The organism is Janthinobacterium sp. TPC_1 (assembly GCF_056037845.1).
Genome location: NZ_CP195157.1, coordinates 3,353,470 through 3,367,109, shown reverse-complemented (window position 1 = coordinate 3,367,109; position 13,640 = coordinate 3,353,470). Strand labels below are relative to the sequence as shown.

Genomic DNA, 13,640 nt, shown 5'->3' with positions numbered 1-13,640 from the left:
ACCATTCACCCGCCCACCAGCGACATGCGCACGGTGGGATACTGCTTGCGCTGGGCGCCGCCGGCCTGGGCCAGGGCGCCGCGCACTTCCGAGTAGCGGTCGCCACGGCGCTGCCAGTGCCGGCGCAGCACGGTTTCCAGCCCTTGCGGGCCTTGCGCAGGATCAAGCTGGGGACGCAGGTCGAGGCCGTCATGGGCGAACAAACAGGTAAACAGCTTGCCATCGGACGAGACGCGCACGCGGCTGCAGTCGCCGCAGAACGGCTGCGACACGCTGGAAATGAAGCCCACTTCGCCGCCGCCATCGAGATAACTGTAGCGGCTGGCCGTCTCGTGCGAGATCGGCTTGCCTTCGCCCAGCGATACAAGGGGAAATTCCGCCGCGATCAGCGCGCGCGCCGCGTCCGACGTGACGACGTGCGTGCGTGCGCGACCAGGCGCCGATGCCGCCCACGTCCATGAATTCGATCAGGCGCAGGATCACGCCCGTGTGGCGGAAATGGCGCGCCAGCGGCACGATCTGGCTGTCGTTGACGCCTTTCTGCACGACCATGTTGACCTTCACGGGGTGCAAACCGACGGCTTGCGCTACCTCAATGCCGTGCAGCACTTTCTCGACGGGAAAATCGACGCCATTCATGCGCTGGAAGATGCCGTTATCCAGGCTGTCGAGGCTGACGGTGACCCGGTCCAGGCCCGCCTCCTTCAGCGAGCGCGCCTTGGCGGCCAGCAAGCTGCCATTCGTCGTCAGCGCGATGCTCACGGCGCGCCCGTCCGGCGTGGCGAGCCGCGCCAGGCGCTCGATCAGCCGTTCCAGGTTCTTGCGCAGCAGCGGCTCGCCGCCCGTGATGCGGATCTTATCCACGCCCAGGCGCACGAAGGCGCGCGCCATCGTTTCGATCTGCTCGAAAGACAGGCGCTCGCTCGATGGCAGAAACGGGTAATCGCTGGGGTACAGTTCGGCCGGCATGCAATAGGTGCAGCGGAAGTTGCACTGGTCAATGACGGAAATGCGCAAGTCCGTCAGGGGGCGGCCCAGCATGTCCACGCACGGCTCGATATAGTCTGGCTGCCGGAGCGCCGGCTGCGGATACAGGATGGTGTTCATTGTGCTTCCCCCTTGATGTGCATTCGTCAGTGTCCAGCATAGGACGAAAGGGGGCATGCCAGGAGGTACAGTCCGGCGCCAGCCGATAGAGTACAGACACGCGGCTACTCTTCTTGCGGTGAAGTAAATACGCTGGCGCACAGCTCAGCGCCCGCCGCGCTCAAGGATGCACTGCCGCCGCTCTCCGCCGTCGTCACGCTCACCAGTTGCGCGCTGGACAGCGCATTGAGCTGGCGCAACAACGTACTCATCTGTACCCCTGCCCGCTTGGCCAGCTTGGCCAGCGACCACGGTTTCTCGGGCGCCTCCTGCCGCGCTTGCCACAGCAGCGCCAGCAGCGCTATCAGCGCCGCGTCGATTCCATCTTCCTTATCTTCCTTGTCTTCCCTGTGCATGTTTTTCTCCTTGTCCACATCATAAATCACGGCCGGCGCCGGCGCGACCGGCATCGTCATCTTGCCATCTGTACTCTGTTTTTTTGTCCGGAACTGTGCGCCTACGGGGGAGTCCGCCGCCCCTACCATGTGATTGTCCCATCGCATATCACCAGGAGAGTCATCATGAGCAAGCCAAAGTCCGACGCGCGCATCGCGCCCTACACCCATGCCGCGGCCGGCTGGGGTGCCCTCAAGTACGTGGCCATCAATCTGTTCAAGGAAAAAGTCAGCGCGGGCAATTACCGCTCGCTGTTCGAGCAAAACCAGCCCGACGGCTTCGACTGTCCCGGCTGCGCCTGGCCCGACCGCGAACACGCGTCGACGTTCGAATTCTGCGAAAACGGCGTCAAGGCCGTGGCTGCCGAATCGACGAGCAAGCGCGTGCGCCCCGAGTTTTTCCAGGAACACACGGTCACGGAATTGATGGAACAGTCGGACTATGATCTGGAACAACATGGCCGCTTGACGGACCCCATGGTGTACGACGCGGCCAGCGACAAATACCAGGCGATAGCCTGGGACGACGCGTTCGCCCTCGTGGCGCACCATTTGCACGCGCTGGACGACCCGAACCAGGCCGCCTTCTACACGTCGGGCCGCGCCAGCAACGAAGCGGCCTTTTTGTACCAACTGTTCGTGCGCGCCTATGGCACCAACAACTTCCCCGACTGTTCCAACCTGTGCCACGAAGCGACGAGCCGCGGCTTGCCGGAAACGGTCGGCATCGGCAAGGGCACGGTGCTGCTGGACGATTTCGAACATGCGGACACCCTGCTGCTGTTCGGCCAGAACCCGGCCACCAACCACCCGCGCATGCTGGGCGAATTGCGCGAAGCGTCGCGCCGCGGCGCCACCATCGTCTCCATCAACCCGCTGCACGAACGGGGCCTGGAACGCTTCACCAGCCCCCAGCATCCGCTGGAAATGCTGACGGGCGGCAGCACGAACATTTGCTCGCTGTTCATCTGCCCCACGCTGGGCGGCGACTTCGCGCTGATCAAGGCCATGGCCAAGCGCGTCGTCGAGCTCGATGATGACGCCATCGCCCACGGCCAGGAACGCGTGCTCGACTGCGCCTTCATCGCCGAACACACGAGCGGCTTCGACGCCTTCGCCGCCGACCTGCGCGCGGAAAGCTGGGACTTGCTGCTGGCCGAATCGGGCGTGGCGCGCGACAAGATCGAAGAGTTGACGCAGATCTATGTCAAAGGCAAGGCCGTCATCGCCACCTGGGGCATGGGCGTGACGCAGCACAAGAATTCGCTGGCCACGGTGCAGATCCTGTCGAACTTGATGATGATGCGCGGCAATATCGGCAAGCGCGGCGCGGGCCTGTGCCCCGTGCGCGGCCACTCGAACGTGCAGGGCGACCGCACCATGGGCATCGAGGAACAGCCGACCAAGGAGTTCCTCGACCGCCTGGGCCTGGTGTTCGGTTTTGAACCGCCGCGCCACCACGGCTATGACGCCGTCGGCACCATCGAAGCCATGCTGGAGAAAAAGGTCAAAGTGTTCGTCGCCCTGGGCGGCAATTTCTCGATGGCCACGCCGGACACGCCGCGCACCTGGGATGCGCTCCGGTCGTGCGACCTGACGGTGCACATCGCCACCAAGCTCAACCGCAGCCACCTCGTGCACGGCAAGGATGCGCTGATCCTGCCCACCCTGGGCCGCACGGAAATCGACGTGCAGCAAGGCGTGGCGCAAGGCGTGACGGTGGAAGACTCGATGAGCATGGTGCACATCTCGTTCGGCATGAACCAGCCCGCCTCGCCCAATCTGCGCTCGGAAATCGCCATCGTGGCCGGCATGGCGCAGGCGACCGTGGGCAGCGAGAAGATCGACTGGCTGCGCTATTCCGGCAACTATGCGCTGCTGCGCGATTCCATCGAGCAAGTGTTCGACGACTTTTTCGACTACAACTTGCGCGTGGCCAAACCGGGCGGTTTCCACCTGGAAATCGCTTCGCGCGAAAGAGTGTGGAAGACGGACAGCGGCAAGGCGCAATTCCTCGTCAACGCCGTGGAACTCGATACGCCGATCCACCGCGCGCGCCAGCAATATGGCGAGCGCTTGATGGTGCTGATGACCACGCGTTCGCACGACCAGTACAACACGACGATCTACGCCATGGACGACCGCTACCGCGGCGTGTTCGGCCAGCGCCGCGTCGTTTTCATCAACAAGGACGACCTGGCCATGCTGGGCTTTGCGGCCGGCGACTGGGTCGACCTGATCGGCGTGTGGCATGACGGCATCGAACGCCGCGCCGACCGCTTCCTGCTGGTCGAGTACGACATTCCGCGCGGCTGCATCGGCGCCTACTACCCGGAAACCAATCCGCTGGTGCCGCTCGACAGCGTGGGCCACGGTTCGCGCACGCCGACCTTCAAATCCATCCCCGTGCTGCTGGCGCCTTCGGCCGCCCTCAGTTGATCAGGAGAACGCCATGTTGTTTCGATACCCTGGACCTGTCGCGCGCGCAATTTGCGATGACGGCCATCTTCCACATCCTGTGGCCCATATTGACGATCAGCCTGTCGCTGTTCCTGTTCGTTGTCGAGGCGCTGTGGCTGCGCACCAGCGACCCCGTCTACTACCGCCACGCGCGCTTCTGGAGCAAGCTGCTGGTGCTTAACTTCGCCGTCGGCGTCGTCAGCGGGATTCCCCTGGAATTCCAGTTCGGCACCAACTGGGCGCCGTTCTCGCACCATTCCGGCCAGTTCATCGGCAACATCCTCGGTTTCGAGGGCGCCATGGCCTTCATGCTGGAAGCGGGCTTCATCGGCGTCATGATGTTCGGCTGGGGCCGCGTACCGAAGGGCGTGCACCTGTTTGCCACCGGCATGGTGGCGCTCGGTTCCAGCATTTCCTCGTTCTGGATCATGGTCGCCAATTCCTGGATGCAGACGCCGGCCGGCGTGCGCGTGGTGGACGGCAAGATCATCGTCACCGATTACGTGGCCGCCATCTTCAATCCCGACATGGCCTGGGCCGTGGGCCACATGTGGGTGGCCGCCGTGGAAACGGGCTTGATCGTCATCGCCGGCATTTCCGCCTGGTATATGTTCAAGCGCCGCGAACCGGCCTTCTTCGCCCGCTCGTTCAAGCTGGCGCTGATGCTGCTGCTGGTCATTGCTCCGTTGCAAGTGTGGCTCGGCGATTCGAGCGGCGTCGACGTCTTCAAGACCCAGCCCGCCAAGGGCGCGGCCATCGAAGGCCACTGGCACACGAATCCCGATGGCGAAGGGGCGGCCTGGTCCCTGCTGGCCTGGCCCAACCAGGCGGAACAGAAGAACGACTGGTCGCTCGAAGTGCCCGGCATGCTCAGCGTGATCGCCACGCATAGCGCCACGGGCAAGATCACGGGCCTGGCCGACATCGCCCGCGCAGACCAGCCGCCCATGCTGCCGCTGCTGTACTACGCGTTCCGCGCCATGGCCGGCATCGGCATGTGGTTCGTGCTGCTGGCGTTCTGGACCTTCGTCGCCTGGCGCAAGGTGGGCGGACGGGTGCAGGAGTTCGTGCGCAACCGCAAGCTGCTGCTGGCCTGGGTGCTGACGATACCGCTGCCCTACATCGCCGTCGAGTGCGGCTGGATCGTGCGCGAAGTGGGACGCCAGCCGTGGGTCGTGTACGGCTTGCTGCGCACGCGCGACGCCGTTTCCGACGTGGCGGCCCACGCCGTGGCCGGCAGCATGCTGATGTTCTTCGTGTTTTACATCGTGTTGTTCGTCACTTTCTTTGTGTTTGCCAAGAAATGGCTGCAGCAAGGCCCGGACGTGGCGCTGCCGCTGCCGGACGCCGCCCATGCCGCGGGGTATTGAAATGCGCCCCCATCAATCAAGGAGTATGTAATGGATATCAATTCGCATGCCATGCTGGGCAATGCCTGGTTCGGCCTGATCGGCCTGATGCTGGTGTTTTACGTGGTCACGGACGGCTTTGACCTGGGCGTGGGCATCCTCAGCCTGTTCACCGGCCGCGAGCAGGAACGCAACCTGATCTTCCAGTCGATCGCCCACGTGTGGGACGCCAATGAAACCTGGCTGGTGGTGGTGGGCGGCGCCCTGTTCGGCGCGTTTCCCAGCGCCTACGCCACCCTGCTGGAACAGCTGTACATTCCCATCATGCTGCTGATCGCCAGCCTGATAATGCGCGGCGCCTCGATCGAGTTCCGCCATGCGGCCGGCAACAAGCGCCTGTGGGATCTGGTCTTCGGCGTGGGCAGCCTGCTGGCCGCCGTGGCGCAGGGCGTCGTGCTGGGCGAGGTCATCACGGGCTTGCAGCCGGGCTGGCTGAGCGGTACCTTCACGGCGTGCACGGCGCTGGGCGTGGTGGCCGGGTACTGCCTGCTGGGCAGCACTTATCTGATCAAGAAGACGGGCGGCCAGCTGGAAGCGGCGGCGCGGCGCTACGCCACCACCAGCGTGCTGGCGACGGTCGCGGCCGCCATCGTGCTGTCGGCCGGCACCATGGTCTTCAGCGCCATCGGCCACGACCGCTGGGCGCAGCCGGGCGTGTTCGGCGTGCTGCTGGCCCTGGCCGCCATCGCCGCCAGCGCCTTCATCTACATCCTGTGGGCCGTGCACGTGAACGGCGTGCGCGGCCCGTTCCGCGGCGCCATCGTGCTGTTTTTGGCGTCGTTCGCGGGCCTGGCCATCAGTTTCTTTCCAGATCTGGTGCCGGGCAAGCTGAGCATCGCGGCGGCCGCATCGGACGAGCCGACCCTGATCTTCATGCTGATCGGCATGGGTTCCATGCTGCCGATCATGATCGGCTACAACCTGTTCCAATACTACGTCTTCGAGGGCAAAGTCGTGCCCCGCAAGCATTGATCGGCATCAAATCATGATCATTCGGCCCACCACCAACTGGTTTCGCATGCTGTTCGTCTGGGATGGCTCGGTGCTGCAAGCCATCATCCCGCAATTGCTGCTGATGCTGGTCGTCAGTTCGCTGGCCTTGCTGACGGATGGCCGTATCTTCGGCGTCAAGATTCCGCTCGATACGGCGCCGTTTCCCATGGTCGGCATCAGCCTGGCGATCTTTCTCGGCTTTCGCAACAACGCCAGCTATGCGCGCTTCGTCGAGGCGCGGCATATCTGGGGGCAATTGCTGATCGCCGCGCGGGCCCTCGCTTCGCAGGCGCTCACGTATCTGCCGCAGGAAACGAGCGGCCTGGACCGCCAGTTGCTGCTGCGCCGCCTGATCGCCTTCGTCTACGCGCTCAAGCACCAGCTGCGCCAGACGGATCCGCAAGAAGACCTGGCGCGCTACCTGCCGGCCGGCGACGTGCAGCAATTGCAGGGAGTCAACTTCAAGCCCGTCGCCGTGCTGCACACGGTGCGCGCCATGCTGCACGAGGCCGTGCAGCGCCAGCCGGGCCAGACGCAGCTGCTGTGGATGCTCGACACCCAGCTCAACGACCTGGCCGCCACCGTGGCCGGCTGCGAGCGCATCAAGAACACGCCGATTCCGTATCCGTATGGCGTGCTCGTGCACCGCACCGTCTACATGTACTGTTTTTTACTGCCGCTGGGACTGGTGGACGCCATCGGCGTGGCCACGCCCCTCATTTCCGTCTTCGTCGCCTACACCCTGTTTGCGCTGGAAGCCATCGCGCAGCAGATCGCCGAACCGTTCGGCCTGGCGCCCAACTGCCTGGCCCTGAACGCCATGACGCGCGAAACGGAACGCTCGCTGCTGGAATTGAACGGCGACCCGCTGCTGCCTTCGATACGGCCCTGCCCCCGCTATCAGATCGATTAACTGGAGGAAAAATCATGGAATGCGACATCGGCATCACCACCATCGAACGCGACGGTTTCCTGGAAGTCCCCATGGTGCGCCACCAAGGTGGCGTGGCCACGGCGGGCCACGACATGGTGGCCGAGGAGTATCCCGTGGCCCTCGTCTACAACGGCATCGCCCACGCGGTGATGATGGCCACGCCGCGCGACCTCGAGGAATTCGCCGTCGGCTTTACCTTGACGGAGGGTATCGTCGGCAGCGTGCGCGACATCTACGACCTCGACGTGTGCTGCGGCGCGGACAGTGCGGAAGTGCGGCTGACCATCGCGCAGCCCGATTTGATCAAGCTCAAGGCCCGCCGCCGCGCGTTGACGGGGCGCACGGGTTGCGGCGTGTGCGGCATCGAAAGCCTGGCCCTGCTGGACCTGGTGCCGGAAAAGATTACGCGGCCCCTGCCGCCGCTGGTGGCCAGCAGCGCCATCCTCGGCCGGGCCGCGCGCGAACTGCTGCCTTACCAGGAACTGATGCACAAAACGGGCGGCGTGCATGCGGCAGCCTGGTGCACGGCCGAGGGCGCGGTGGTAAAAGTGTTCGAGGACGTGGGCCGGCATAACGGCCTCGATAAACTGATCGGCTACCTGGCGCTGCACCGCATCGCCATGCACGACGGCTTCGTCTTCCTGTCCAGCCGCGCCAGCTATGAACTGGTGCGCAAGTCGGCGCGCATGCATATCGGGCTCGTCGCCACCATCTCGGCGCCCACCTCGCTGGCCATCCGCATCGCGCGCCAGGCCGGCATGCAGCTGGCCAGCTTTTGCCGCCGCGACGGCTTTGTCGACTACACGGCAGGAGAAGGGGAAAATAGCGGCCAGCAGGCACCGTGAACAGCCGATGCACCTTTTTTTGCCGTAAAGCAAGTGCACGCTTGACTTGCCACCGCTGCGGGCTAACTATGGCAATAGTTTCTAATCATTAACTTTGCCTGCTGCCACGCTCCCGGTGCGGCAGCGATGAAAGGATGGCGCGATGGCCCTGGCACAAGAGCAGCATCTGATGGACACGTGGCAAACGGGCGGCTTGAAGCCGCGTGCCTGCGACTGCGGCGGCACGGTCTTCACCATCCTGCACCAGCGGGTGATGGCGGACATGCGGCGCCGGCAATTTCTCGGCGGCACGGCCGCCATGCTGGCGCCGTTCATCGGATTATCCACCAGCAACGCCATCGCCCAGCAGCCGCAAGCATCCGACCGCCCCCTATTGCTGACCAATCTGCGCCTGTTCGACGGCACGGGCAAGGCACCCCGTTCCGGCATCCACGTGCTGGTGACGGGGGCGACGATTACCGCCCTGCTGCCCGCCGGCGAGAAAGTCGAAGGCGCGCAAGTGATCGATTGCCAGGGCAAGCTGGTCATGCCGGGCCTGATCGACGCCCACTGGCACACCATGCTGGCCGCCATCAGCCAGGTGACGGCCATGACGTCCGACGTCGGCTATTTATATCTGGTGGCGGCGCAGGAAGCGCGGCGCACCCTGCTGCGGGGCTTCACGTCCGTGCGCGATCCTGGCGGCCCCGCGTTTGCATTGAAACGCGCCATCGATGAAGGCATCGTCGACGGCCCGCGCATCTTCCCGTCCGGCGCCATGATTTCGCAAACCTCGGGCCATGGCGACTTCCGCCTGCGCTCGGAGATTCCCCGCGCGGCCAACGCGCCGCTGGGCATGGCGGAAACGGCGGGCATGGCCATGATCGCCGATGGCGAGGCGGAAGTGCTGCGCCGCGTGCGCGAGCAGCTGATGCTGGGCGCGACGCAGATCAAGATGATGGCCGGCGGCGGCGTGGCGTCCATGTACGACCCACTCGACAGCACCCAGTATTCGGAACGCGAACTGCGCGCCGGCGTGGAAGCGGCCACCGACTGGGGCACCTATGTGATGGCCCACGTCTACACGCCGAAAGGCATACAGCGGGCCATCCGCGCGGGCGTGCGCAGCATCGAGCACGGCCAGCTTGCCGATGACGAATCCGCGCGCATGATGCGCGACGCGGGCACGTGGTGGAGCTTGCAGCCGTTCCTGCAGGATGCGGATGCGAATGTGTATCCCGATGCGGCGCGCAAGGCCAGCCAGGCCATCGTATCGGAAGGCACGGTGAAGGCGTATGCGCTGGCGCAAAAATACGGCATCAGGACGGGCTGGGGGCGGATATTCTGTTCAACGCGAAAAACACGCCGACCCAGGGTCGCCAGCTGGCCAAGCTCACGCGCTTTTACGACCCGTTGACCCTGCTGGCGCAGGCGACGGGGCAGAATGGACAATTGCTGGCCCTGGCCGGCCAGCGCGCGCCCTACCCGGGCACCCTGGGCCAACTGGCCGTGGGCGCGCTGGCCGACTTGCTGGTGGCCGATGGCGATCCCGCGAAGAACCTCGATTTCCTCGCCCAGCCTGAAGAAAAATTGCTGCTGATCATGAAGAACGGGCGCATCTACAAGGACAAATTGAGCGCTTCACTGGCAAGCTGAGGCCAGCGGCGTTGGCAAGCGGGCAAGGCTTGCCGCATAATGCGGGCATGTTCAAACTGACTTTTCTCGGCACGTCTTCCGGCGTGCCCACGCGCCACCGCAACGTCACGTCGCTGGCCCTGCAAACCACGCACAACCGCGACTGGTGGATGATCGATTGCGGCGAAGCCACGCAGCACCGGCTGCAGCGCCTGCCCTTGTCCGTGCACGACCTGGTGGGCATCTGCATCACCCACGTGCATGGCGACCACAGCTATGGGCTGCCGGGCCTGCTGGCCAGCGCCTCCATGACGGGGCGCAAGAAACCCTTGCTGCTGATCGCCCCGGCCGCCATCAAGGCGTGGATCGACGCGACCCTGCTGCACACGGAACTGTTTTTGACGTACCCGTTGATCCACATCGACGTGGACAGCGCGCCAGTCGTGCATGAAGAAGCGGGCCTGACCATTTCGCGCCACGCGCTGTCGCACCGCGCACCGAGCGTCGGCTACCGATTTGCGCTGGAAACGAGCCGGTGGAAACTGGACAAGGCGGCCCTGCAGGCAGCGGGCGTGCCGCCCGGCCCCGCCTGGGGACTGTTGCAGGCGGGCCAGGATGCGATCCTGGACGATGGCACGGTCTTGCGCGCCGCCGCTTTCCGCCAGACGGAAACGCAGCGCGCCACCGTGGTCATCGGCGGCGACAACGACACGCCGGGGCTGCTGACGGATGCCTGCACGGATGCGCAACTGCTCGTGCACGAAGCCACCTACACGGAAGCGATGCTGCAAAAGGTGGGCCCCGGCCCCACGCACAGTTCCGTGCAGCGCGTGGCGCAGTTCGCCGAAGCGGTGCGCTTGCCGAACCTGATCCTCACCCACTTCAGCGCCCGCTATCACAATGCGGACGGCATGGCCGAGCTGGAAGCGGAAGCGCGGCTGCATTACTCAGGTGAACTGTTCCTGGCGCGCGATTTCGACAGCTATGAACTCGATGCGGCCGGCGTGCTGACCAAGCTGCCGGGGAAGTCTAGTGGGGATTGACCCCGTACTGCGCTGCATACTCGGCGGCCAGCGCGCGCGCCGCCTGCTGCTGTGACGGCGTGAGGATTTCCAGCAGCTGGTCGCGGTTCTTGACCGATTGCGCGCTGCCCGCCTCGGCCGGCATGGCGATCCACGCATAGGCCTGCACGTAATCGAGCTCCACGCCCTGCCCTTGCGCGTACAGCAAGCCATATTCATTCTGTGCGGAAAGGGAGCCGGCTTCGGCCGCCTGCTTGTACCAGAACGCCGCCTCGGCATAGTCTTGCGGTACATCAATACCCTTGCGGTAAGCCTGCGCCAGATTGAATTGCGACTGGCCATCGCCCGCCTCGGCCGCCTGGCGCCCGTACGCCAGCGATTGCGCCATGTCTTGCGCGACGCCATCGCCGCTCGCATACATCAGGGCCAGGTTGGCCAGCGACGGCGGAAAGCCCGCTTGCGCTGCCGCCGTGAACAGTTCCACCGCTTTCGGCAAGTCTTGCGTCACGCCATGGCCCTGGTAATACAGGCTGGCCAATAAATGCTGGCCCGCGGGATCGCCGGTGCGCGCGGCGGCGTCGAATTGCTTAAATGCCTCGGCATGATTGCCGTCGTTATAAGCGAGGATGCCCGCTTCATTAAAAGATGCGCTGGAAACAGTCATGAAGATTCCTTATCGGGGATTTTTGGGCATTGTACACAGCACTGTTCCACACAGAATGCACAATAGAAACCGTGTGGCGCATTGCCCAGATCATGCGTTATGATCATTCTCCACCTGATGCAATCGGGGCATTGTGCCCGAAGAATAACGCCATGAAATTGATTGTTCTGCTTTTATCCCTGATTGCCACGTCGGCTTATGGCGGCACCTTGCACCTGGACAAAGCCGCGACAGGCAAAGTGCGGCAAGCGGCCGATATCCGCTATGTCAATCACGATGAAAAACAGACCTACCGTCTGAAAATCGGCAAGCAGTGGCTCAATGGCAGTTGCAGCAGCAGTGGTACGGGCAATTTGCACGCGCTGCTGCTGGACATGAATTTCGACGGCCATGCCGACCTGTGGGTCACCGGCTATACGGATAGCCAGGGGCGCATCCGCTGTTCCGACGTGTGGCTGTGGGATGCGCAAGCAAAACAATACAGTTTCAACAAACCCTTGTCTGCCATTCCGAATCTGGATATCAGCATAAGCGATCAAAAAATCGAAGGCGGCATCGCCAATTGCGGCTGCGCGGCGCAATGTTTTTATGAAGACAGCTATGCGTGGCAGGCTGACAAATTAATCACCACCGCCCGGCGTGAACAGGATTGCGAGCGCTACAGGGAATACCGCCTCAATGATAAAAACGAGCTGGTCATCGTCAAGGATGAAAAGATCGATAGCGCCAATCCCGGCCAGCAAGCCATTGAAAATACAAAAGTAGTTGACTGGCAGCGCCACGCGCACATTATGCGCAAACCGTGGGAGTAAATCCTTCACTACCATCCAACAATTCACAACAATTCACGCACACATGACGACACATCCCGCATCGATTACTTTTCATGCCGCCAGGGCGGAAGATACCCCGGCCTTTATCGCCTTGCGCGGCAAGACGCGGCAAAACGCCGTTTCCAAGGAACGCCTGGCGGAAGTGGGCATCACGGCCGACACCTGGGCCGACATGATGCGCTCGGGCAGCCTGCCCGGCCAGGTCTGCCATCACGACGGTCAGTTGGCCGGCTACTGCTTTGGCGAGCGCGACACGGGCGAAATCATCGTCCTGGCGCTGCTGCCGCAATTCGAAGGTCTGGGCATCGGCAAGACCCTGCTGCAACTGGTGATGGCCGACCTGCGCGCCCGGGGCCACCAGCGGCTGTTCCTCGGTTGCTCCAGCGACCCCGCCTCGCGCTCCTACGGCTTTTACCGCTACCTGGGCTGGACGGCGACGGGAGAGACGGACAAGTATGGCGACGACGTGCTGGAGTTTCGCTTTACGGTCTAGGCTGGCAAGCGGCTGGCATCCCACACGCGCAGGATCTGCGTGATGGCGGCGTCAAACACGGCGTAGCCCACGCCGTCGCGGGCCTGGATAGCCACGCCCGATAAAAAACTGTCAAAGACGGCCGCCAGCGCCGCAGCATCCATACCCGCCGGCAACTCACCGCCGGCCATGCCCCGCTCGACTCGACGCAATGCACGAAACCGGCACGCGTGCGCGCGCGCGAAGCCGTCAGCGGGGCTGCCACGGCCGCATGTTCGGCCGTCGGCGCGCTCATGCAGCCGAGCGCCACCATGCAGCCGGGCGGATGTCCCGCATCGGACTGCATGCCGGCCGACTGGCGCAAGGCCAGCTCGATGGCCGCGCGCGGCGCCAGGCCATCGTCCCACAAACACTCCGTCACGCGCGCAAAGGTGTCCAGATAGCATTGCGCCGCCTCGCGGAACAGCGCTTCCTTCGAGCCGAACGCCGCATAAAAGCTGGGCGCGGAAATGCCGCCGCCCAGGCTCGCCTTGAGCTGGCTCAAGGACGTCGATTCATATCCCTGTTGCCAGAATAAAAACATGGCCTGCTCGACGGCTGCCTGCCGGTCGAACGTACGCGGCCGTCCCATTTGCGCCATCCATCGCTCCTTCTCATCTACGCACCACCACTTACATACTACTCGATACAGAAGTCATTGACAACGCGGCGCGCCATCGCCTATATTTATACCGATCGATACATATATACCGCCACGACGGCCGGGGGCACTCCCGCGCCTTGCCGCCCCGTCACATTTCCAAGGATAGCCGCTTTGAATCACGCCACGCTCACCACCGGAGCCAGCCCCGCG

Annotated in this window: 13 protein-coding genes and 1 pseudogene; 10 read left to right on the top strand and 4 right to left on the bottom strand. The window is 63.9% G+C overall.

Features of this window, described 5'->3' with window-relative positions; all coding sequences use genetic code 11:
- Window positions 1-5: 5 nt before the first annotated feature.
- A pseudogene (gene moaA, locus ACQVLG_RS16545) lies at window positions 6-1,041 on the bottom strand (GTP 3',8-cyclase MoaA).
- A 170-nt stretch (window positions 1,042-1,211) separates the two neighbouring features.
- On the bottom strand, window positions 1,212-1,562 hold the full coding sequence (locus tag ACQVLG_RS16540; RefSeq protein WP_474290226.1) for an ArsR family transcriptional regulator: 351 nt from the start codon (window positions 1,560-1,562) through the stop codon (window positions 1,212-1,214).
- Window positions 1,563-1,667: 105 nt separating this feature from the next.
- On the opposite strand from ACQVLG_RS16540, the gene ACQVLG_RS16535 reads away from it, so the two are divergent.
- The 8 genes from ACQVLG_RS16535 (at window position 1,668) to ACQVLG_RS16500 (ending at window position 10,839) form a co-directional block, all read left to right on the top strand.
- On the top strand, window positions 1,668-3,980 hold the full coding sequence (locus ACQVLG_RS16535) for an FdhF/YdeP family oxidoreductase (protein WP_474290225.1): 2,313 nt from the start codon (window positions 1,668-1,670) through the stop codon (window positions 3,978-3,980).
- Complete coding sequence (locus ACQVLG_RS16530; protein ID WP_474290224.1) at window positions 3,977-5,371, top strand: cytochrome ubiquinol oxidase subunit I; 1,395 nt, start codon at window positions 3,977-3,979, stop codon at window positions 5,369-5,371. Before ACQVLG_RS16535 ends, ACQVLG_RS16530 begins: the two co-directional genes overlap by 4 nt.
- A gap of 30 nt (window positions 5,372-5,401) precedes the next feature.
- Window positions 5,402-6,382 carry a cytochrome d ubiquinol oxidase subunit II gene (locus tag ACQVLG_RS16525; protein WP_474290223.1) on the top strand — a complete coding sequence of 327 codons (981 nt, stop codon included), beginning with the start codon at window positions 5,402-5,404 and terminating at the stop codon, window positions 6,380-6,382.
- 13 nt (window positions 6,383-6,395) lie between these two features.
- Window positions 6,396-7,316: a bestrophin family protein gene (locus ACQVLG_RS16520; protein ID WP_474290221.1), complete on the top strand. Its 921-nt coding sequence runs from the start codon at window positions 6,396-6,398 to the stop codon at window positions 7,314-7,316.
- A 14-nt stretch (window positions 7,317-7,330) separates the two neighbouring features.
- Window positions 7,331-8,182, top strand: coding sequence for a formate dehydrogenase accessory sulfurtransferase FdhD (gene fdhD / locus ACQVLG_RS16515; protein WP_474290219.1), 852 nt, complete (start codon window positions 7,331-7,333; stop codon window positions 8,180-8,182).
- Window positions 8,183-8,324: 142 nt separating this feature from the next.
- Complete coding sequence (locus ACQVLG_RS16510; RefSeq protein WP_474290217.1) at window positions 8,325-9,578, top strand: metal-dependent hydrolase family protein; 1,254 nt, start codon at window positions 8,325-8,327, stop codon at window positions 9,576-9,578.
- The gene (locus ACQVLG_RS16505) at window positions 9,575-9,817 is read left to right on the top strand and encodes a hypothetical protein (protein ID WP_474290215.1); all 243 of its coding nucleotides are present in this window, start codon (window positions 9,575-9,577) and stop codon (window positions 9,815-9,817) included. The genes ACQVLG_RS16510 and ACQVLG_RS16505 overlap by 4 nt, the downstream gene beginning before the upstream one ends.
- Before the next feature lie 47 nt (window positions 9,818-9,864).
- Window positions 9,865-10,839, top strand: coding sequence for a ribonuclease Z (locus ACQVLG_RS16500; RefSeq protein WP_474290213.1), 975 nt, complete (start codon window positions 9,865-9,867; stop codon window positions 10,837-10,839).
- On the opposite strand, the gene ACQVLG_RS16495 is transcribed toward ACQVLG_RS16500, so the two are convergent.
- Window positions 10,826-11,482, bottom strand: coding sequence for a tetratricopeptide repeat protein (locus ACQVLG_RS16495; protein WP_474290211.1), 657 nt, complete (start codon window positions 11,480-11,482; stop codon window positions 10,826-10,828). The two genes, ACQVLG_RS16500 and ACQVLG_RS16495, sit on opposite strands and share 14 nt — an antisense overlap.
- Before the next feature lie 71 nt (window positions 11,483-11,553).
- On the opposite strand from ACQVLG_RS16495, the gene ACQVLG_RS16490 reads away from it, so the two are divergent.
- Together ACQVLG_RS16490 and ACQVLG_RS16485 are read left to right on the top strand one after the other, a co-directional pair.
- Window positions 11,554-12,294 (top strand): XAC2610-related protein, encoded by a 741-nt coding sequence (locus ACQVLG_RS16490; RefSeq protein WP_474290209.1) that lies wholly within the window; start codon window positions 11,554-11,556, stop codon window positions 12,292-12,294.
- A 43-nt stretch (window positions 12,295-12,337) separates the two neighbouring features.
- Window positions 12,338-12,808, top strand: coding sequence for an N-acetyltransferase family protein (locus ACQVLG_RS16485; protein WP_474290208.1), 471 nt, complete (start codon window positions 12,338-12,340; stop codon window positions 12,806-12,808).
- Here the strand turns inward: ACQVLG_RS16485 and ACQVLG_RS16480 are convergent.
- Window positions 12,798-13,427, bottom strand: coding sequence for a TetR/AcrR family transcriptional regulator (locus tag ACQVLG_RS16480; RefSeq protein WP_474290206.1), 630 nt, complete (start codon window positions 13,425-13,427; stop codon window positions 12,798-12,800). The genes ACQVLG_RS16485 and ACQVLG_RS16480 overlap by 11 nt on opposite strands.
- Window positions 13,428-13,640 lie beyond the last annotated feature (213 nt).

Coding starts and splice junctions, on each gene's coding strand:
- fdhD (WP_474290219.1), top strand. CDS start 7,331: ATGGAATGCGACATCGGCATCACCACCATCGAACGCGACGGTTTCCTG.
- ACQVLG_RS16520 (WP_474290221.1), top strand. CDS start 6,396: ATGATCATTCGGCCCACCACCAACTGGTTTCGCATGCTGTTCGTCTGG.
- ACQVLG_RS16535 (WP_474290225.1), top strand. CDS start 1,668: ATGAGCAAGCCAAAGTCCGACGCGCGCATCGCGCCCTACACCCATGCC.
- ACQVLG_RS16510 (WP_474290217.1), top strand. CDS start 8,325: ATGGCCCTGGCACAAGAGCAGCATCTGATGGACACGTGGCAAACGGGC.
- ACQVLG_RS16495 (WP_474290211.1), bottom strand. CDS start 11,482: ATGACTGTTTCCAGCGCATCTTTTAATGAAGCGGGCATCCTCGCTTAT.
- ACQVLG_RS16480 (WP_474290206.1), bottom strand. CDS start 13,427: ATGGCGCAAATGGGACGGCCGCGTACGTTCGACCGGCAGGCAGCCGTC.
- ACQVLG_RS16500 (WP_474290213.1), top strand. CDS start 9,865: ATGTTCAAACTGACTTTTCTCGGCACGTCTTCCGGCGTGCCCACGCGC.
- ACQVLG_RS16525 (WP_474290223.1), top strand. CDS start 5,402: ATGGATATCAATTCGCATGCCATGCTGGGCAATGCCTGGTTCGGCCTG.
- ACQVLG_RS16540 (WP_474290226.1), bottom strand. CDS start 1,562: ATGACGATGCCGGTCGCGCCGGCGCCGGCCGTGATTTATGATGTGGAC.
- ACQVLG_RS16485 (WP_474290208.1), top strand. CDS start 12,338: ATGACGACACATCCCGCATCGATTACTTTTCATGCCGCCAGGGCGGAA.